Source organism: Kocuria atrinae C3-8, assembly GCF_000286355.1.
Classification (GTDB): domain Bacteria; phylum Actinomycetota; class Actinomycetes; order Actinomycetales; family Micrococcaceae; genus Kocuria; species Kocuria atrinae_A.
In genome coordinates this window covers 1-19,046 of sequence record NZ_AJXN01000103.1, presented here as the reverse complement: position 1 = coordinate 19,046, position 19,046 = coordinate 1, and the positions used below count along the sequence as shown (strand labels likewise).

Below are 19,046 nucleotides of genomic sequence, written 5' to 3'. Positions count from 1 at the left end.
CCTCCGCATGCCGGACACCTCCCCCGGGACGTGGGTCATCGACACGCCAGGCATCCGCTCCTTGGGCTTGGCCCATGTGAGCGAGGAAGAACTCCTCAACTCGTTCACGGACCTGGTGCCCGCAACCGCAGACTGCCCGCGCGGCTGTCTGCACACCCAGGATTCCCCCGGCTGCGCACTGGACGAGTGGGTACAGCGCCCTGAGGCTTCCCCTGCCGCCCCGCTCAGGCTCGAGTCGCTACGCAGGCTACTGGGGGCGTCGCGCGGGGAAACACAGTCGGGTGCCGACGAAAAGCAACTAGGACAGGCGATAACGTAGAGCTCATGCGATCACCCAGCAATTACACGGATGACCTCCGTCTCGCGCACATCCTGGCCGATTCTGTGGATGGGCTGACCATGCGTCGGTTCAAGGCCCAGGATCTCCATGTGGAGACCAAGCCGGATCTCACCCCCGTCACGGACGCGGACCGCGAGGCCGAATCCGTGATCCGTTCCCAGCTGGGTCGAGTGCGTAACCGCGACGCCGTGATCGGCGAGGAGTTCGGCACGTCCGGATCCGGTTCCCGCAAATGGGTGATCGACCCGATCGACGGCACCAAGAACTTTGTCCGCGGTGTCCCCGTGTGGGCCACCCTCATCGGCCTTGTCGAGGACGACCAGGTGGTCGCCGGCGTCGTCTCCGCTCCGGCGCTCAACCGTCGCTGGTGGGCCGCCCTGGGTTCTGGTGCCTTCACGGGCCGTTCGTTGTCGCAGGCCACCCGGCTGTCGGTGTCATCCGTGAATCAGCTCTCCGACGCGTCGCTGTCTTATTCGTCCCTGACCGGCTGGCGAGACCTGGGTGTGCGAGACCAATTCATCGAACTGACCGATTCCGTGTGGCGCACGCGCGCCTACGGCGACTTCTGGTCCTACTGTCTGGTGGCCGAGGGCGCCGTGGACATCGCAGCCGAGCCCGAGCTCAACCTCTACGACATGGCGGCCCTGGTGCCCATCGTGACCGAGGCCGGCGGCCGCTTCACCTCACTCAAGGGCCAGGACGGCCCCTTCGGTGCCAACGCGGTCGCGAGTAACGGCGTGCTCCACGACGCCGCTCTGGACGTCCTGGGCACTCGCGAAGGTTCCTAGTGCCAAGCCTCAGCCGGGACTGATGCGCTCGTCTTAACCAACTCGTGCCCCGGACGGACGAGACCACCGCGTGGAGCGGCGTCGTCGACCGTGCCGGGGCACGATGCTGTGGAAGGTGCGTTAGCTGTCGAGGCCCATGTTCTGGTTGACAACGTCATTCACGCACTGCTCGTAAGCGGTCTGGGAACCGGACTCGAGCAGCGGCACGCACTCGCTGACCATGTCGAAGGCCCAGAAGAACAGGGCCGCCATCACGATGCCGCCGATGATCGCCAGGACTGAGAGCACGATACCCACGATCGGCAGCGCCTTGGAGGATCCGGGAGTCTTGCGGAGTTTGACCAGCCCGACGATACCCAAGATCAGACCGACCAAACCGATCAGGCCACCCAAACCAAAGAACCAGAAGGTCAGGATCCCGATGATGCCCAGCACCAGGGACGCGATGCCCAGGCCGTTGCCCGCGGGCTTGCCGTTGCCGTAGTAGTTCTGGTCCCCGTAGGCTGCTGGTTGTAATCGTTCTGGTAGTACGTGGGGTTGTTCGCCCCGCCCGGGCCGTACGCCTGGTTGCCGTACTGATCGTTACCGTAACCCTGGTTACCGTAGCCCTGCTGGCCCTGGTAGCCGTACTGGTCATGGCCGTACTGCTGGTCACCATACTGGGACTGATTGCTGTAACCCTGGTTGCCGTACTGGTCGTTACCGTACTGCTGACCGTTGGGCTGGGAATCTCCGTACTGTCCGTACTCGGGCTGCTGCGAACCGTAGTTCTGCTGCGACCGGTCGTAGGCGTTCTGGCCGAAGGCCTGGTCGTTGCCCTCCACGCGCTGACCGTACTCGGGCTGGTTGTTGCCCGAGGTATGTCCGGAAGCGGAGGAAGAACCGGACTGCGGCTCGTTGGGACGATCACTCATGTGTTGCACCTACCTGTCTGTCTAGCTGACTGTTCGTGGGATCTGATGCCAAGTCTTCCACAGGGCGCCGATAGGTTCAGTGCTTCCGCCTGATCGTTTTCTATCAGCGTGCAAGCGTGGCGACAGCTCATGAAAAAAGCCCCGCGTATATAACGCGAGGCTTTCTCCCGATACGGGAAATTTGTGGAGATGGGGGGAATTGAACCCCCGTCCGATGCAGCATTGTCAAGGCTTCTCCGGGTGCAGTGTGCTAATAGGTTTCTCAGTTCCGGTCATCTCGCACACAAGTGACCGCCGAACTCAGTTACGTAAAAGTCCCACGAACGCCCGTAACCTGCGTTCGCAGCAGTGACCTTCTAGCTGATGGCAGGATCCAGGTCGAAGGTGAACCTGGGCTGCCAGACTGCTGTCGCTACTTACGCAGCGAGAGCGAAGTCAGTGCGCTTGGATTTGGCACTTATTGTTTTACAGAGAGCGTTTACGAGATAACTCTGCGTCCTCGACCCGCTTCCCTTGTCTCAACTCACATCGTCGAAACCGATCATCCCCGTATGCAATTACCAAATCCGCTCCCTCTCGGTCGCGGACACATCAGTTTACGCCTGCTAGTTGTTACGCGTCAACAGGCGGCATTATATCCCCATGTTGCGGTAGCGCATGGCCCGCTGGGCCTCGCGATTGTCCTGCTTCTCGCGCAGGGTCTGGCGCTTGTCGTACTCGCGCTTACCCCGGGCCACGGCGATCTCCACCTTCACGCGCTTGTTGTCCACAAAGTACAGGGACAGCGGAATGATGGTGTAGCCGGCCTCGCGGGTCTTGCCCGCGATCTTGTCCAGTTCGGAGCGGTGCAGCAGCAGTTTGCGGCGGCGCCGGGCCGAGTGGTTGGTCCACGAACCTGTAGGTACTCCGGGATGTGCGCGTGCTCCAGCCACAGCTCACCACTGCGGTCGAACTGGCAGAACGCATCCACCAGGGACGCGCGCCCCATGCGCAGCGACTTCACCTCGGTGCCCATGAGCGCCAGACCGGCCTCATAGGTGTCGTAGATGTTGTAGTCGTGCCGGGCTTTCTTGTTGTTGGCCACGATCTGGCGGCCGTCATCGTTCTTCTTCTTGGCCATGGGCCGTAACTTCCTTCAGCGGGTCTCACCCAGTATGACGCCGCTCCCCCGCCTTAGGTGCCTGGGGCACCTGCTGGGCGCGGCGGCGTCGTCGTTGGACGAGAGCTCGTTAGTCTTCGTCGTGCTGGCGCGCGTCGGCACGCCAGCGAATGCCTTCGTCGATGAACTTGTCGATGCCACCGTCGAACACGTTGGAGGGATTGCCCTCTTCGTAGTTGGTGCGCAGATCCTTGACCATCTGGTACGGGTTGAGCACGTAGGAGCGCATCTGATCGCCCCAAGATGCCTTGACGTCCCCGGCCATTTCCTTCTTCTTGGCGTCCGCTTCTTCCTGACGCTGCAATAGCAGTCGGGACTGCAGCACACGCAGGGCGGCGGCGCGGTTCTGGATCTGCGATTTTTCGTTCTGCATGGACACCACAATGCCCGTGGGGATGTGGGTCATGCGCACCGCCGAGTCCGTGGTGTTCACCGACTGACCACCGGGGCCCGAGGAACGGAACACGTCCACCTTGAGCTCAGCTTCCGGAATCTCGATGGTGTCATCGGATTCGATCAGCGGAATCACTTCCACCGCAGCGAACGATGTCTGGCGGCGGCCCTGGTTGTCGAACGGCGAGATGCGCACCAGGCGGTGGGTACCGGCCTCGACCGAGAGCGTGCCGAACGCGTACGGGGCCTTTACCTCGAACGTGGCGGACTTCAGGCCCGCCTCTTCCGCGTAGGAGGTGTCCAGCACCTTGGTCGGATAGCCGTGGCGCTCGGCCCAGCGCAGGTACATGCGCATGAGGATCTCGGCGAAGTCAGCGGCATCCACGCCACCGGCGCCGGAGCGAATGGTGACCACGGCCTCGCGCTCGTCGTACTCGCCAGCCAGCAAGGTCTGGACCTCGAGCTGACCCAGCGCCTTGCGGATGGATTCAAGCTCTTCCACCGTGCCGTCGCGGGTGTCCTGGTCGTCTTCCTCTTCGGCCAACTGCACCATGACCTCAAGGTCATCGATGCGCTCGTTGAGCTTCTTGAGGCGGTCCATCTTGGACTGCTTGTGGGACAACTGCGAGGTGACCTTCTGCGCACGGTCCTGATCGTCCCAGAGGTCCGGGGCCGTGGCCTGCTGCGAGAGCTCGGCGATTTCCCGCTCGAGCGCGGCAACGTCTGTGACGGCCTCCACGGACGCATAGGTGGAGCGCAGATCGCGAATTTCAGCTGCAAAATCAATAGAGGCCATGGGACACCACTTTACGGCATGCGTGCCGGTCCTTCAGTGCCGCTATTCTGGTGGATAGCCACAATCAATCAGGAGGGTGACTATGGAGCGTCCCACGGTTCTTGCACTTGTTCTTGCCGGAGGTAAAGGATCGCGGTTGGGGGCGCTCACGGATCACGTGGTAAAGCCCGCTCTACCCGTGGGTGGCACCTACCGGTTGATCGACATCTCGCTGTCCAACCTGGCGCACTCTCACATCCCTGACGTGTGGATGGTGCAGCAGTACCTCCCCCACAGCCTGAACAAGTACCTGGCCAACGGCCGCCCCTGGGACTTGGACCGCTCCCACGGTGGATTGCAGATCCTTCCGCCGTTCGAGGGCCGCAATGGTGAGGGTTTCGCCTCCGGTAATTCGGATTCCATCTACCGCCAGACCGAGCTGATTCGTGAGGCCGATCCGGACCTGGTGCTCGTGCTCTCCGCCGATCATCTTTACACGGTAGATTTCCGCGACGTGATCGACACCCACCTGACCAAGCGCGCGGATCTGACCATGGTCACCACCCACGTGGATGAGGACACCTCTCGCTACAGCGTGGTCACCACTGAAGAGTCCGGAACAGTGACCTCCTTCGCGTACAAACCCGAGGAGCCGGCCAGCCAGATCGTGGCCGGTGAGATGTTCCTCTTCAATACGGACAAGCTGCTCTCCGCTCTGGACACCCTGCAGGACGAGCTCGGTCAGCTCGCCGACTACGGCGAGGACCTGATCCCCTACTTCATGGAGCACCACAAGGTGTTCGAGCACCGCCACCTGGGCTACTGGATGGATCTGGGCACCGTTCAGTCCTACTGGACCGCCCAGATGCAGCTGATCGACGGCAACGGCGCCACTCTCGACGATCTGGGGTGGCCCATCTGGACCGGTCAGGTTCCGCTCCTGCCGGGTTTCGTCAACGACGACGCCGCTGTCACCAACTCCTTCATCGCTCCCGGCGCGCGCGTGGCCGGCACGGTGGAGCACTCGGTAATCGGCCAGAATTGCGTGGTCGAAGCCGGTGCCGTAGTGCGCAACAGCGTGCTACTGGACGACGTGCACGTGGGATCCACGGTGGAACTGATCAACGTGGTGGCCGACTCAGGCGCGGAAATTACCGGTGGTACTCAGCGCGGATCGTCCCAGGCAATCACGCTGATCGACCGCGAGGGCAAGGTCAGCCAGCGGGATGAGTTCGATCACGAAGCGGCGCTGCCGCGGGGGTGGGAGAAGTACTGAGTTGTTTCATGGGTTGTCGGAGTCGTTGAGCTGCAGACCCTAATAGGTATTGATCTTGAGGCACCGTAGATCGCTTCGGTGAGCCGGACTTCTCGTTCACGCGTTTATCCGCCCAGTAAACGGACGATCTGTGCCAGCACAGCCGTTCTGGTCGCGTCAGGAACGTTGGACAGCGATTCCACGAAAAGGAGTGCCTCGTTACTGACACTTTCTGCTGTCACCTTGGCATCACCCGTGACGAAGGAACCTTTACGCCCCCGCGAAACGATGAGGCCCAGTTTCTCCAGGTCCCCGTAGGCGCGTGCCACCGTGTTGGGTGCGATTTCTAGTTGGGAGGCCAGACTCCTGATCGACATGACCTTGTCCCCCGCGGTCAACTCACCGTTGCGGATTTCATCAAGTACCCCGTTGATGAGTTGTACGTAAATGGGCAGTGAACTTGCCTGAGAGATTTCGATCATGACTGCGGTACGGCCTCGGTGCGGATCGACCTCAAGTACGCCAACCGGCTCGATTCCGACAGACGGACTGCATACACGGCCACGATGACGAACCCGAGTGTGAATGTCACCGCCACGAACAACCCAGCGCCGAATAACTCCGATAATTCATTGGCCGATCCAACCAACATGCTGCTCGTCACGACGAGCGCCGCGCCGGATACGGCCAGCGACAACGCCAGCATGGCATTGACCGAATTGGCTTTGTAGAACTCCCCCACCTCGCGGTGTCTCGATCCGCTACTGGGACAAAGTGGTTGAGCACCGACCGCGCTGCGATGTAGGAGACGGCCGGAATAACGAGGCAAAGCACTCCCGAAATCGCAGCTGTAATGAGCATGGCCTTGTTGGAAATCACCACAGCCAGAGCCTGAAGCGTGAAGTCATTGGTGAAGAACTGGAACTCGGCCGGAAGCTGTCCTCCGCGCACTCCTGTGTACTGCCCCAAGGGGATCACCATGGGCGCGAGCAGCACAAGGCTGAGGATGAAGCTCCAGATGACGGGTTTCTCGTATCTCAGACCATCCGTCTCCGAAGGGTCCCTCGCATGACCGAGCGCGTTCTCCGCCTTGCGACAGATCCGCCAGGTGCAGAAGTAGAGCACCGCCAACGCGACGACTGCTGTGACAACGACAAGCATCTCGAAACCTTCCCTCACTCTGTATCAGCTGTACTGATACAGATGATGTAGGAAGAGTCTTTCCGTGACGTCGTTGCAAGTCAAGGGCGGGCGGGTAGCAGAGCAAGACTGTTGGTTCTCCAACTTGTGTCGAGAAACTATGTACATTCCAGCTATTTGACTCGAGTTTGGGAGAGAATCCGATTACTACCTCAGCGCTGTGAATATGACTATCCCGATGAAACGGGGGTCTTCGAATGCGGTCCCTTGTCGGGCCGTCTCTATTCACATCGTCTCCTGACACACCTCTGCAAAGGGCTAGATCACATGTCGCAAAATCCCCCACTTAGACAACATTGGAAAATAATCGCCCGGGCTGGCGCCGCGCTCCTATGCGTGTCATTGGCTACCGGGTGCGGCTCACCCAGCACCAACACCCCTGAGCAAACGACAAATGATCAGCCGACTTCTTCAAGCTCTCAGCCCTCAGCCGCGGCTACGCCGGACTCCGACTCCACACTGCATCAAGTCGGAGACACCGTCACGATGGGCGATCTCGAACATACGGTGCACGGAGTTCGGTACTCTTCGGGCGACGAAATAATGTCTCCCGAGTCAGGGACACAATGGCTCGTATTGGACGTTGAGGTCACCAACAATTCGTCTGATTCACAGGCTATCTCTTCGGTCATGATGTGGACTCTGAACGATCCAGAGAACCGCAGTGTCGACATCGCAATGACGGGTGATGAGCGCGGGAGCCTGGACGGAGAACTCGGTCCGGGTCGCTCGATGCGAGGGGAACTCGCTTACACGGTGAGCTCGGATCACAAGCAGTGGGAGCTCATTTTCTCGCCGGAAGTATTGGGCTTCGGACAGGCAATCTACGAAATCCCCGCTCCCGCCGCGGCCCCAAAGTCCCCAGCCTCAGCCCAGCAACCCCCGAGCGCACCGTCCGCACCGGGTGAAAGTGGTGGCGACAAGTTCACCTACGACGAGGCCTATGCTGCGTGGGAAGGCGGTATGCCTTACTACGAGGCCTTCTGCGAGAACTACATACCGACGACGGATGGCGGGGTGTCTCAATGCGAGGGTATTCAGGCAGGCACTGTTGACGCAGTAACGGGTGAGTATATCGGCGACTGAATTACTGTCCATTTTTCGGGGCGGAGTCGATCTCAGTCGGCTCCGCCCCTCCACCCATTATTTGATTACCTCATAAGTTCGACATCGGCCCGCTGACCCCGGTTGAGCTGAATCCAGTCCACGGATGCGTAGTCCGCATGGGTGAACTTGAGCTTGATCTGTTGGGTCCCGCGGTCGAGCTTGAACTTGCCCAGGTCGGTCACCTGGAACGCTCGATTGTGAGTGGTGTTGGGTAGAGCAATCGGTTTTCCGAAACCCTTGCCCGTATCCACCGACACGGTACCGCCGGGTTCCGTATCCGAGGAATGGCGGATGCTCAGTCGGTAATTCCCTGGCTGAGTGGCCGTGACGGGAAGGGTGAACCACTCGCCGTCGCGGATGTACTGAATGATGTGAGCACCGTCCAAATCGCAAGCGTCCACGGGACTGGAGCTACTGCGGATCGCACGGGTACCACACTCATTGCGCGGATTCGCATCGTGGTACAGCGCGGGATCGTCGATGTAATCCTCGGCCTGCACTCGGATGGATGAAGGTTTGGTACCGAGCTTCGTGACGTCACGCCCCACACGCCAAGCATTCACGGTGCGGACGTTGTCGGTCTGCAGCATGTCGGCACCACGGTCGACCATGGCCTGCCAGCCTTGGTTGAGCCGCGGAGGGCGGCCTCATCCGTGTTCCCGTCCGCAAGAGAGCTCCACATCGTGTTGATCCAGATGTCCGAGACGGCGTCGACCTTGTCCCAGTACTCCTGCTGAGCCTGGAGATCGTTCGGGTTATCGAAAACCAGCTCGAAGGCCACCGGCATGTGGGAGGTGAACTGCTCGAAATCCCCTGCCTGAGCGTCGTTGACCACGTGCATGTAGTGGGCCTCGGGGTGTGCGGCCATGAATTCGTTGGCCTCTTCCACATTGGGTGCCCCCTTGAACAAGCCGTAGTCGACCATGTCCCGCGCGGCAAGTTCCTCGTACATCTGTTCGCGAACGTCCCAACCCTTGTCCAGGTTGAGAAGCACGTTTTTGCCCTCGACAGCTTCCAGCACCTCCTCAAACGTCGGAACCTGGTGGTCTGTCAGGGGCGCCGGACCGTTGCCCAGTCCTTCCTGAAGACGAAGTTCTTTGATCTCGGCGAGGGACAGCTCGGAGACTTTGCCAGACCCGTTGGTCGTCCGGTCCACGGTTTCATCGTGCATGAGTACCAAGTGACCGTCTGCGGTACGTCGGACATCAATTTCAACGATTTCGGCGCCGTCGTTGATGGCGGTTGTAACGGCTTGATGGAGTTCTCCGGTGCGATGCGCCACTGACCACGGTGTGAGGCGATCCAGGGGTAGGCCTTGTCGGACTGGGGAAGTTGGAGGTGTTGTTCCTCCTGGCCGATGTTCGCAGGGCTCGGAGGGTTGTCGGGGGCTGCGTTGGCTGGTGTGAAGACTGAAGAGAAGCAAAAGGCGGCTGCGGCGGAGGCAGCAACGGCGCTGCTCAGAAAGTTATTTCGCATAGGGCACAACCTAAACTGGGGCGGTGAGGAGAGTTGAACCATCAGGTGACCCTGGGGAATCTTCTTCATGAAGAAGGGTGTGCCGGATTCCTGCTCAGATGCCTGTAGGCAAGCGCCACACAACGTCAACCGCCGTCAATAAAATCCATGATTAGACGCGCACTCTCAGCCGCGCCGTTCAGCTGATCCATGTGCTCCTTCATCCTCTGTGCGGCAGTTCGAAGGTCACTGTCCTGGACCATCTCAGTCACGAGTAGGGGCAGCTCGTTTCTCTTCACCGACCGCTGATTGAAGCTGACAGCGTTTCCGAATTTCACACACATCTCAACGTTCCACCGTTGCTCAGCCTGTAGGCCCATGCCAGCAAAGGGCGCTCCCGAAGCACAGGCAGTCTGCACGGTTCCTTCTCCCCCGTGGATGACCGAACCATCGATGATTCCCGCCAATTTCTGCGCGGGTAGGAAGTCCCAAACTCGAACATTCGCTGGTAGCTCGGGTAATTGGCCTTCACCGAAATACTTGCCCACCGCAGCGATGACGTCTACGTTCAAAGCACTCAGTTGCTCAAGTACGGACTTCACCAGATATGGTCTCGCGGAGGACCCCATTCCCACGTAGACGATAGGCCGACTTCGCTTCCTCGCGAGGTCGAGGATGTCGGTCGGGAGCTCCTCGTCGCTCCGGGAATACACAGGGCCTACGGGGGCTTCGCGTGGTCCCATCGGGGCACTGAATAGTACAGGCTGGAGCGAACACACCAGATTCAGGTCAGCCGAAATCGCGTCGATGGTACGACGCGGCAGCTCCACACCGTTCTCTCGGGCTATCTGCCGGAACGCTCTGGGTTTCCAGGTCATGTAATCAGCCATCATCCGGGTGACAGAGCCAGCGACCTGGTTCACCAGCCGCTGTGCGCGGTTGGTCTCCGCGCACAGCGGATAACTCCGCAGAGTGCCCAGATGCCCCAGGCTCATGGCGTACGGCTTCGCATAGATGAGCGGTATGCCTGCTGCGCGGGCGGAAATGAACGTGCTGAACGTGGAACCGATAACCACCCCATCCGGTTCCCACTGGTCGTAAACGGCCCGCTCGCTGGCCACTCGTTGCCTGAGCATGGCCGTAGTAAAAGGGTGCCGGATGGAACGCCCTTGGTCGGCTGCGATCAACATGTCGGCCTGCGCCTCGGACAGTTCCGGGTTGAGCAGGTCGAACGAGAATCCCGCATTAGTCACCCGCGAGGAAAATCGCCTGGAGTAGCCCACGAAGTGGACGTCGTGTCCGAGCCTCCGCACTGCTCGGGCGATTTCAATGGCGCGCGTAGTTTCACCAAGGTTGAACGTTTCAGGGACAAACAGAATGCGCGCCATAGGCCTTCCTTCCCTCCACTCCTTACTAGCGGCCCATCACCGCTCGAGCGTCACCGGTGGCAGTGATCGGCACGCCCGCGGGAATGATGTAGTTGACCACCGGCGGGTGGACCACGGCGTTCAAGGTAACCTGCGCAGTGAGCCCGTCAGGGGTTCCGGTCGGTGCACCCAACGATAGCTGCTGCACCTCGTCGAATGCTCCCACGGTTCCAAGGTAGCTCGACGCCGCGCCCGCCACCCCGTCGTGCGTCAGGATTGGCGACGGCGCCGCGCCCTCCGTCCGATCCAGGTCGGTGAAAGTATCCGCGGCAGCACTGGATGCGCGATCGGCCAGCGACTGAAGTTTCCGCTCCCCGATATACACGCTCGTGATGGCCATGATCGTAATGACTAGCAACAGCGTCACCAGGGTGAAACCCAGCAGGACGATGGTGGTCTGTCCGGAATCCCGTTCACGAGAATCCCCGAGAAACCGCCGCCACAGCCCCGCCACAGTGCTCGTGACGGATGATGGGCGTTCAAGTCCACGCAGCATCTTCATGAATACCTCCCGGACACAACCGTCACGTCCGAATTGAGCGTGGCCACGGTGGCCGTCACAAAGCCCGGAACGGCGGGCAGCCCCACGGTGAGTCGTGCATGAACCGTCGCGACAGCACCGGGTGAGGTGCACGAGCCATCAGAACAGCTCACCTCGAGGGCAAGGTCCTGCGCATCGAACCCGTGATCCAGCGCGGCGACCGCGGCGATCTCATGAATAGCAGCCTGATTGAAGTTATCCGCTTCCATCACCGAGATTGCCTGACCCGCCTGCTCCGACGCCGCGACAACGGCGAAAGAACCCGCCTGCACGCGGGACACCGTGACCACCAAATAGATCACCGGGATGAGTAGCAGCAAACCCAATGCGACAAATTCCACGATGGCACTGCCCCGATCCGGATGATCCGGCTCCCCGGCCGTCTTCCGGGCCTTCTGCCCCAGTGGTACATCGCTAGTCCATGGCAACTGCATGACCACTCACATTCAATGCTTCCGGGGGCCCGAACATTGCCACCACGGGTAGAGGCGCGACAACCGTGACTTCGACGGCTGGCAACGACCCCACTTGGGTTCGGGAGATGCTGATGTCTTGGGCGTAGCTCTCCCCCACCGAATTGGCAATGATGCCGCGGGCGCGAGCCACGCCGTCGCCGTCGGTGCGGTCCGCCAAACTGGCGTACCGCGCGCCGGCTGCCGCGGCGTCAATTAGGGTGTTGCGAACGTGCAAAGCAAAACCCAATTGCAGGATGCCGGCGAAAATAATCACGGCGAGCGCCAGGACCATCACGTATTCGGCGATGGCGTTACCTGCGTCCCGAGAGTCCTCAGAGACCGGAGACTCGGTTGATCGCATCCTGGAACAGGCCTTCGAGTGCGGGGCGGGCGATGAGCAGCAATCCGGCCACGAGGACCGCGGACATCAGTGTCAGCATGACCCAGCCGGGCACGTCGCCGCGATCGCGGTCCTCGTCGCTCAACCTCGAGCGCACGGCGTTGCTCAAAGTCAACATGGCCAGCAACGGTGCGGTGAGGAATAGATAGTTCTTCATGTCTAGCTCCTTTGATATTTGCTAACTCTTCTTCATGGGTGTCGCGGTCAAAAGCCCATTTCCAACACGGCCAGTCCAGGGAACACAGCGAAGACAACGCTGAGCGGAAGGACGAAAAATACGACGGGAATCAGCATCGCGATTTCTTTCTTGCCGGCGATCTCCATGAGTACGCGTTTGTCGTGGTCGCGAACGTCCTGGGCCTGAGCGCGCAGGACTTCAGCCAACGGTGTTCCGCGTTCGATGGCCACGATGATGCCGTCCACGAACCGCCCCAGCGGGATCACATCGGTGCGGGAAGAGAAATCCTGTAGCGCCGTGACCAGTCCGGAACCAGCGCGGGTCTGCGCCAGTACTTGCCGGAATTCATCCACGAGCTCACCTTCCGCGACGCGGCACACCCGCTCCAGTGCGCCGACGGCGCTCTCCCCCGCTCCCACTGACAAGGCCATGAGCTCGGCCACCGCGGGGAACTCAGCGAGCATGAGCTTTTCCCGTTTGGCGATGCGTTGTTTGAGAAGGAAATCCCTGACCCATACACCGCAGAAGGCACCCAGGACGGCACCGACCATGACGATCGCGACACTGACGTTTCCCCGCAGAATGAGCCCGATACTGAGCACACTGCCGAACAGGACACCGAGCACTGCAAAGACCACCTGCTCCGCTCGATAGTCGACTACCGATTTCTCCTGTCCGGCTCGAATGAGTCGACGCTCAAGGACTAAAGCGCTTCCGGCGAAGGGAGCAATCTTGTCGGTAGCCCATGTCAATGCTTGCCGGAGGGCGGGTCCGATGCGGTCGTTACCCGCTGATCGGCTGGCTCTCACGACTCCGCGTCTGTTCATGGCCGAACTGACGTGAACCATACGCAGCTGGGGCGCGATTCGATCGGCAAAGCTGGGCGCGCCCACAGCCCGAGCAGCACTGAGCATGAGCCACAGTCCGCCGGCGAGCACAAGAGCGATGAGGACTCCCGTGGTCCATGTGTTCATCGCAGGACCCTCCGCTCGGTAGGCAGGGCCCCGAGTCGCAGCATCAGTCGGTAGGCAGCAACGGAAATCGCCAGTCCGCCCAACATCACCAACGCGCCGGTGGGAGTGTTATAGGCCTCGATGGCGGCCGGCTGCGTAGACATCAACGCCAGCACGAGCCAGGGGGCTGCGACTGAGAGTCGGGCGGCGTTCACGGTCCAGGATTGCCTGGCTTCGAGCTCGCTTCGGGTCCGTTCGTTCTCTCGAAGGAACGATGACAAGGTTCCCAGCAGCTTGCCCAGATCGGTGCCGCCCACCTCGCGAGTCACACGAAGGGCCTCCACGATGTTGTCCGCCACCGGATCCGCCAGGCGGTTCTTCAGCAGCGTCAGCGAACCGTGGAGCTGACCGCTGGCCCGGTAATCCGCCGCGAACTGCCCGAAGGCGGGGCGGAGAACCTCGGGACCGCGGTACTGCAACTGCATGAGTGCTTCAGGCAATCCCATGCCCGCACGGATGGCTGATCGCAAGTGGTCCACTACATCGGGCCATACCTCGCGCAGCACCGCGGAACGACGGTCCCCGCGCCGTTTGACGAACCAGAGCGGAATGTAGCCAGCAACCAGCATCGCGCAGAGTCCGAACGCCGGGGCCGATGTCAGTGCGGTGACCGCCAGCCCCGTCACTACAGCGACCGCGATACTCACGGCCACCAATGTCGCCGGGGCCATGTTGGGAAGACCTGCGCGCAGCAGCTGAATCTTCAATCGGCCAGTGCGCGCATGCCGAGTCTTTTTGGTGGCCGGCTGGTTCCAGAACGACCACCACATGAGAAAGGCCCCGGCGCCCATCAGGACCCCCAACAGCGCACTCATGAGGTTTTCGCTCGAGTCTTCTTCGATTGCGTCCGCCCTTGGGAGGACCTATTGGCAGCGGGAGCTCCCTCGAGAAGGGTGGATGGCTGATATCCGGATCTCAAGAATTTGTCCGGCGACGGGACTTCCGCAGCAACCGGAACCAGTTCACCGTCGATGTGGCGGAACAGCGGATACGTCTCGATGATGCCGTTTTCCACTCGATTGCCCACGGCCAGAATCTCGGCCACGAACCGATGTCCATTGTTGTTGCGGTGGCAATGCACGACCATGTCGAAGCACGAGGCCACGGTGGGAACCACGAACGCGGTACTGATGTTCGAGCCGGCCAACAGGGGCAACGTACAGATCTTGGTGACTGCATCCCTAGCAGAGTTGGCATGCAAGGAGCACATCCCCGGGAGCCCAGCGTTCAGCGCAATGAGCATGTCCAAGCTCTCGGCCTCACGAACCTCACCGACGATCAAGCGATCCGGACGCATGCGCAGCGCTTCCTTCACGAGGCGCCGCAGCGGAATCTCTCCCGCGCCTTCCAAATTCGCTTGCCTGCACTGCATGCCGACGACGTCGCGCAACGCCACCTTGAGCTCGAAGATCTCTTCCACCGTGACCACCCGCTCCCGCGGACCTATGGACGAGCACAGGCAGTTGAGCATCGTGGTTTTTCCGGCCTGAGTCGCGCCGGAGACCAGAATATTGAGTCCGCTGGCGACCGAGGCTTCCAAGAACTTAGCCGCGGAAGTACTGAGTGAACCCAGGGCAACCAGGTCCTGAAGGCGGCGAGCACGGGCGACGAATTTTCGGATGTTGACGGCCCAGTGCTTGCGGGTCACATCCGGAATCACCACGTGGAGACGGGAACCGTCCGGAAGCGCTGCGTCTACGAACGGTGAACTGAGGTCCAGCCTGCGCCCGGAGGATTTGAGCATCCGTTCAACGAGAGTGCGTACGTGTGCTTCGCTCAGCACCAAGCTGGTGAGCTCCGACTCACCAGCCCGGGCGACGTAAATCTCTGCCGGACCGTTGATCCAGATTTCTTCGATGTCGGGGTCATCGAGATACGGCTGAAGTGGCCCGTAACCAGCCACAAGGTCCAGCACATTTTTGCGCACGGCGGCAAGGTCATCAACGCGTGGAAGTCCCGCGCGGGCCGAACGTAGGTCGTAGTCCTCGACGGCGGCATCGACAATGCGGCGCGTGGATTCAACCTCGTGCAGCGGGTCCAGCCCGCTCCTGCGAATCTGCTCCCTGACGTCCGCCTCGATCAACCCAATAGCGTCTTCAGCTGCCACTGTGACCATGATTCCCCCTGGGGTTCCCCGAACCCAACTGAGTGGCTAGTTCGTAATCGAACCTAGGGGAAAACTCCGCGAGCCGTTATTCCAGGGCTTGGAACCTGTGGAAAACCCGCCCATTCAGGACAAAATCAGCCTCTTTGGGCTGTCATCTACTGACCAAAAATGAAAACGCATACACCTGTGTAAGAGTTCGGACGCTGCCTGTGACCACTACGCGAAGACGCTCAGGCCCCGGCGATGGGTCAGCCCACCACCCAGGGCGATACGTCCCGGACCGGCGAACGCGATGGCCAGCGCAGCCGCACCAAGGACCATGACGAACTCGAAGCCACCGTCGGAGACGAAGAAGCCCGCGGTGCATGCACGAAGTAGATGGAGCCGGCCATCACCACCGCCAGCAACAGGCCGGCAATGCGGGAGAACAGTCCCACAATCAGCGCGATACCTCCGATCAGCTCGGTGAAAGCGGCAAAGGCGCGGCAATCTCCGGCAGGGGAACACCCATCTCGGCGAAGTTGGAGGTGGTGCCGCTAATGGTCCACTCGTTGAACTTCTGCCAGCCGTGCATCACAAAGGTGATGCCCACGACTACGCGGAGAATCAGCAGCCCAAAATTGACGGAGGTACGGGTTTTTCGCGAAGAGTTCATGACGAACAAAGCTACCGGTCAGATGTTAACGACGTGGGTCGATAGCCTCTGATTTCCCTGGACACGGCCGTACAAGCCAGCCGGGAACCCAGGCTCAGACGGCCGTGGAACCGGTGCGAGCGGCCTCGGCGGGTGGCGGTCCCAAAGGCGAGGTGTGTTTGAAGGCGCGCACCGAACGGCGGTCGGAGTGATCACGGGTGGGTTGCCAGGGTTTCTCGGCCTCGGAAATGGCGATGTGACGGGCCAAGCGCGTGGTATTGGTTTCCTGGATGCGGCGATTATGCGCGCTCGTGAACTGGGTGATCATGAACAACACGATCAACCCGTAGAGCACTAGGTCAGTACCGCGGCCGATACCCAGAAAGCGCGCCATATGGGTCACCATGTCCGGCACGAAAATGGATAGTGCGGCGAACACGAAGAACGCAAGACCGACCAGGCGGCGAATGGCCTGGTGTTTGGCGTTGACTCCCCCGCGCACCAGCGTGAGCGCGCCGTAGCCCACGGCAAGCACCAGAAGTAACTGAACAATAATCGTCACTGTGGATAGCCCCCGGTTACTTCACGAACAGTTCGGTCAGGATGTTCACGCCGTTGAGCAGGGACTGACCCTTGCCCTTGGAGTAGTCCGTGTAAATAATCTCCACGGGATGCTCCACCCAGTGCGGTTTGATTTCCGCGAACTGGTTCACGATCTCAGACGCGTGGGCCATGCGGTTCTGCTTGAGGTCGATCTGTTGCAGTGTCTTGCGGTTGATGGCGCGCAGCCCGTTGTGGGCGTCGGAGAGGTCCATGCCGCTGGTGAACTTGGACACGAATGCCGCTGTGCGCAGCACCAGCCGCTTGAGCTTGGAGACCTGCGTGCGGTCATCCAGGAAGCGGGAACCGAGCACCACGTCAGCCTCGCCGGAGCGAATGCGCTGGACCATGTCGTAGGCATCCACCACGCGATGTTGACCGTCTGAGTCGAAGGTCACCACACAGTCCATGTCCGGGTCCTGCAGCGCGTACTCGAAACCGGTCTGCAGTGCAGCACCCTGCCCCAGATTGATGGGATGGCTGACCACGACGGCACCGGCCTCACGGCAAATCCGGGCGGAGTCATCGGATGAACCGTCGTCAATGCAGACCACGTGGGGAAAAGTCTTCCGGAGGTTCTCCAGGACTTCTCCCACCACTTGGCCTTCGTTGTACACAGGCATCACGATCCACGCACGACTCACGCGAAGTATTCTCCCACAAGCAACCGACCGAACCCTGTAGACCGTTGTGTGCCGGTAAGCACTATGACGAGCGACTAAACTTCCACAAGAACCTTCCCCCGCCACCGCGCGTCTATTTTCTGGAGCTCTGATGTCTTGAGCTGGCTCGAAGCCATTCCCCTGTACTTCCTGGTGATGCTCGTCCTGGTACTCCCGGGCTTGCTACTCACATTCGCCCTGAATCTGCGGGGGTTACTGAGAGCAGCCATGGCCGTTCCGCTGACGGTGGCCGGATTTGCGGCGTCCGCCGTGATCTTCGGTCTGGTGGGAATTCCGTGGAACCCGCTCACTGTGGCCATTGCTTTCGTGGTCGTGGGCGCGGGGCTTTGGGCGGTTCTGATCCCCGTCCGCCGGCGGCACCCTCGCCCTCGATTGGGCCAGATCAGGTGGGGAGCGCTCCGTGAGCAGATGACCTCCCAGAGCATCGCTTTGTGGTGCGCGTTCATCGTGGGGGCGGGTCTGATCGCCCACCGGCTCAAGCTCATCCTGGAAACCCCGGATGCCATCTCGCAGACCTACGACGCGAACTTCCACTACAACGCCGTCCAGTACATCCACGACACCGGCAACGCGTCATCGCTGACCTTGGGCGGGCTGGGCGTCACCCCTGAAGCCACCTTCTATCCCGCGGCCTGGCACAACGCCGCGGCCATGGTGGCCACGGTGACAGAGATTTCCCCCTGGATCATCGCCAACGCCATGACTTTCGTGTTCTGCGCGCTGGTGTGGACCCTGGGATGCCTTTACCTAGCCACTCGGTTATTCGGCTACCGTCCCGTGATCACCGTGTCCACGGGCCTGGTCGCGGCATGCTTCCCTGCGTTCCCGTTCCTGCTCAGCTTCTACGGCAACCTGTTCCCCAACACCATGTCCATCGCGTTCCTGCCCGTACTGCTGGGCATGTTGTGCGAGGCCTTGGGGCTCGCCCACGAATCACGTAACGAAGCACGCACGCCCCTGTGGCTCGGGACCCTGCTGGTCATCGGTGCCACCGGTCTGGCTCACCCCTCCAGCGTTTTGCTGGCACTGTTGATCGTGTTGATCATGCTGCTGACCGTCTGGTGGCGTGCCGTGGCCGGTCACCGCCCTTGGTGGCTGATCGGGCTGGGCGCCGTTGGTTGGTTCTAGGTGCTTTCGTGCTGCAGCAGATCTGGTTCTCCGCACGAGCCAGCCAGGATGCCTCCACGTGGCAAACCCACATCACCTCCTCCGGAGCCCTGGGGGAAGCATTGGGGCCGGTCTTCCCCGGTTCCTCTCACCTGCCGTGGGGAATTGTCATCGTCACTCTCCTGGGTGCCTCCGTGGTGCTGCGCACCCGTGCGCGCTGGATCGTGGGTGCCTGGGCAATGCTGGTGTGGATGTATGTCCTGGTCGCCTCGTCCCTGGACACCACATTCCGATACGACTGGACCGGTGTCTGGTACAACGACTCCAACCGTCTTCTCGCATTGATTCCCCTCGCGGCCGTGCCCCTGGCTGCGGCTGGCTGTGCGGCCATCGTCACGTGGGTCGCCCGTAAGCTACTGACCCTGATCGACCGTATAACCCCGGCTCGGACCGCCGCTGCCACCGCGGCTGAGGGGCCTTCCGCAACCCCCGCGCAGCGCGTGCGCCATTCCCGA

The 19,046-nt window shown here is 61.1% G+C and carries 20 protein-coding genes, 1 other RNA gene and 4 pseudogenes; 5 read left to right on the top strand and 20 right to left on the bottom strand.

From position 1 onward, the window contains the following. Both YO9_RS0111195 and hisN read left to right on the top strand, forming a co-directional pair. Window positions 1–319, top strand: a pseudogene (locus YO9_RS0111195) (ribosome small subunit-dependent GTPase A); the annotation flags it as partial. Window positions 320–324: 5 nt separating this feature from the next. Then, window positions 325–1,128, top strand: coding sequence for a histidinol-phosphatase (hisN, locus tag YO9_RS0111190; protein WP_016997541.1), 804 nt, complete (start codon window positions 325–327; stop codon window positions 1,126–1,128). A gap of 120 nt (window positions 1,129–1,248) precedes the next feature. On the opposite strand, the gene YO9_RS18210 is transcribed toward hisN, so the two are convergent. From YO9_RS18210 to prfB, 5 genes and pseudogenes are all read right to left on the bottom strand, one after another. After that, window positions 1,249–1,563 (bottom strand): hypothetical protein, encoded by a 315-nt coding sequence (locus tag YO9_RS18210; protein ID WP_016997540.1) that lies wholly within the window; start codon window positions 1,561–1,563, stop codon window positions 1,249–1,251. Next, window positions 1,539–2,042 (bottom strand): hypothetical protein, encoded by a 504-nt coding sequence (locus YO9_RS0111180; RefSeq protein ID WP_031273148.1) that lies wholly within the window; start codon window positions 2,040–2,042, stop codon window positions 1,539–1,541. The genes YO9_RS18210 and YO9_RS0111180 overlap by 25 nt, the downstream gene beginning before the upstream one ends. A gap of 181 nt (window positions 2,043–2,223) precedes the next feature. After that, window positions 2,224–2,591, bottom strand: a transfer-messenger RNA (tmRNA) gene (gene ssrA, locus YO9_RS18205). Window positions 2,592–2,674: 83 nt separating this feature from the next. Beyond that, a pseudogene (gene smpB / locus YO9_RS0111175) lies at window positions 2,675–3,162 on the bottom strand (SsrA-binding protein SmpB). A 109-nt stretch (window positions 3,163–3,271) separates the two neighbouring features. Beyond that, a complete protein-coding gene (prfB, locus tag YO9_RS0111170; RefSeq protein ID WP_016997539.1) occupies window positions 3,272–4,390 on the bottom strand; it encodes a peptide chain release factor 2 in 1,119 nt (372 codons plus the stop codon). Window positions 4,391–4,472: 82 nt separating this feature from the next. Here prfB and YO9_RS0111165 point away from each other — a divergent pair, with 82 nt between their 5' ends. Beyond that, window positions 4,473–5,645 carry a glucose-1-phosphate adenylyltransferase family protein gene (locus tag YO9_RS0111165; protein ID WP_031273147.1) on the top strand — a complete coding sequence of 391 codons (1,173 nt, stop codon included), beginning with the start codon at window positions 4,473–4,475 and terminating at the stop codon, window positions 5,643–5,645. Between the two features lie 104 nt (window positions 5,646–5,749). On the opposite strand, the gene YO9_RS0111160 is transcribed toward YO9_RS0111165, so the two are convergent. Then, window positions 5,750–6,106 carry a GntR family transcriptional regulator gene (locus YO9_RS0111160; RefSeq protein WP_016997537.1) on the bottom strand — a complete coding sequence of 119 codons (357 nt, stop codon included), beginning with the start codon at window positions 6,104–6,106 and terminating at the stop codon, window positions 5,750–5,752. 178 nt (window positions 6,107–6,284) lie between these two features. After that, a complete protein-coding gene (locus YO9_RS0111150; RefSeq protein WP_016997535.1) occupies window positions 6,285–6,785 on the bottom strand; it encodes a hypothetical protein in 501 nt (166 codons plus the stop codon). A gap of 306 nt (window positions 6,786–7,091) precedes the next feature. On the opposite strand from YO9_RS0111150, the gene YO9_RS18200 reads away from it, so the two are divergent. Then, window positions 7,092–7,910, top strand: a complete 819-nt coding sequence (locus YO9_RS18200) for a DUF4352 domain-containing protein (protein WP_223286446.1) — start codon at window positions 7,092–7,094, stop codon at window positions 7,908–7,910. Window positions 7,911–7,975: 65 nt separating this feature from the next. Here YO9_RS18200 and YO9_RS18195 read toward each other — a convergent pair whose 3' ends face one another. The 13 genes and pseudogenes from YO9_RS18195 to YO9_RS0111085 form a co-directional block, all read right to left on the bottom strand. Next, window positions 7,976–8,521: a carbohydrate-binding domain-containing protein gene (locus tag YO9_RS18195; RefSeq protein ID WP_016997533.1), complete on the bottom strand. Its 546-nt coding sequence runs from the start codon at window positions 8,519–8,521 to the stop codon at window positions 7,976–7,978. After that, window positions 8,491–9,141 (bottom strand): glycerophosphodiester phosphodiesterase family protein, encoded by a 651-nt coding sequence (locus YO9_RS18190; RefSeq protein ID WP_262925668.1) that lies wholly within the window; start codon window positions 9,139–9,141, stop codon window positions 8,491–8,493. Before YO9_RS18190 ends, YO9_RS18195 begins: the two co-directional genes overlap by 31 nt. Before the next feature lie 391 nt (window positions 9,142–9,532). Then, the gene (locus tag YO9_RS0111135) at window positions 9,533–10,774 is read right to left on the bottom strand and encodes a glycosyltransferase (protein ID WP_016997531.1); all 1,242 of its coding nucleotides are present in this window, start codon (window positions 10,772–10,774) and stop codon (window positions 9,533–9,535) included. A gap of 25 nt (window positions 10,775–10,799) precedes the next feature. Then, window positions 10,800–11,315 carry a pilus assembly protein TadG-related protein gene (locus YO9_RS0111130; RefSeq protein ID WP_016997530.1) on the bottom strand — a complete coding sequence of 172 codons (516 nt, stop codon included), beginning with the start codon at window positions 11,313–11,315 and terminating at the stop codon, window positions 10,800–10,802. Next, entirely contained in the window at window positions 11,312–11,695 is a 384-nt protein-coding gene (locus tag YO9_RS0111125; protein WP_223286445.1) for a hypothetical protein, read from the bottom strand. Before YO9_RS0111125 ends, YO9_RS0111130 begins: the two co-directional genes overlap by 4 nt. A gap of 73 nt (window positions 11,696–11,768) precedes the next feature. After that, complete coding sequence (locus YO9_RS0111120; protein ID WP_223286444.1) at window positions 11,769–12,170, bottom strand: TadE/TadG family type IV pilus assembly protein; 402 nt, start codon at window positions 12,168–12,170, stop codon at window positions 11,769–11,771. Continuing rightward, window positions 12,142–12,327, bottom strand: coding sequence for a hypothetical protein (locus YO9_RS0111115; RefSeq protein ID WP_223286447.1), 186 nt, complete (start codon window positions 12,325–12,327; stop codon window positions 12,142–12,144). The genes YO9_RS0111120 and YO9_RS0111115 overlap by 29 nt, the downstream gene beginning before the upstream one ends. An 86-nt stretch (window positions 12,328–12,413) precedes the next feature. Next, window positions 12,414–13,361 carry a type II secretion system F family protein gene (locus tag YO9_RS0111110; protein ID WP_016997526.1) on the bottom strand — a complete coding sequence of 316 codons (948 nt, stop codon included), beginning with the start codon at window positions 13,359–13,361 and terminating at the stop codon, window positions 12,414–12,416. Then, window positions 13,358–14,215, bottom strand: coding sequence for a type II secretion system F family protein (locus YO9_RS0111105; RefSeq protein WP_016997525.1), 858 nt, complete (start codon window positions 14,213–14,215; stop codon window positions 13,358–13,360). Before YO9_RS0111105 ends, YO9_RS0111110 begins: the two co-directional genes overlap by 4 nt. Next, window positions 14,212–15,516, bottom strand: coding sequence for a TadA family conjugal transfer-associated ATPase (locus YO9_RS0111100; RefSeq protein WP_016997524.1), 1,305 nt, complete (start codon window positions 15,514–15,516; stop codon window positions 14,212–14,214). Before YO9_RS0111100 ends, YO9_RS0111105 begins: the two co-directional genes overlap by 4 nt. A 239-nt stretch (window positions 15,517–15,755) precedes the next feature. Continuing rightward, window positions 15,756–16,081: pseudogene (locus YO9_RS0111095) on the bottom strand (DoxX family protein). A gap of 175 nt (window positions 16,082–16,256) precedes the next feature. Then, window positions 16,257–16,703 carry a DUF2304 domain-containing protein gene (locus tag YO9_RS0111090; protein WP_223286443.1) on the bottom strand — a complete coding sequence of 149 codons (447 nt, stop codon included), beginning with the start codon at window positions 16,701–16,703 and terminating at the stop codon, window positions 16,257–16,259. 16 nt (window positions 16,704–16,719) lie between these two features. Continuing rightward, window positions 16,720–17,385, bottom strand: coding sequence for a glycosyltransferase family 2 protein (locus tag YO9_RS0111085; protein ID WP_223286442.1), 666 nt, complete (start codon window positions 17,383–17,385; stop codon window positions 16,720–16,722). A 174-nt stretch (window positions 17,386–17,559) separates the two neighbouring features. Here YO9_RS0111085 and YO9_RS0111080 point away from each other — a divergent pair. Then, window positions 17,560–19,046: pseudogene (locus YO9_RS0111080) on the top strand (DUF6541 family protein); the annotation flags it as partial.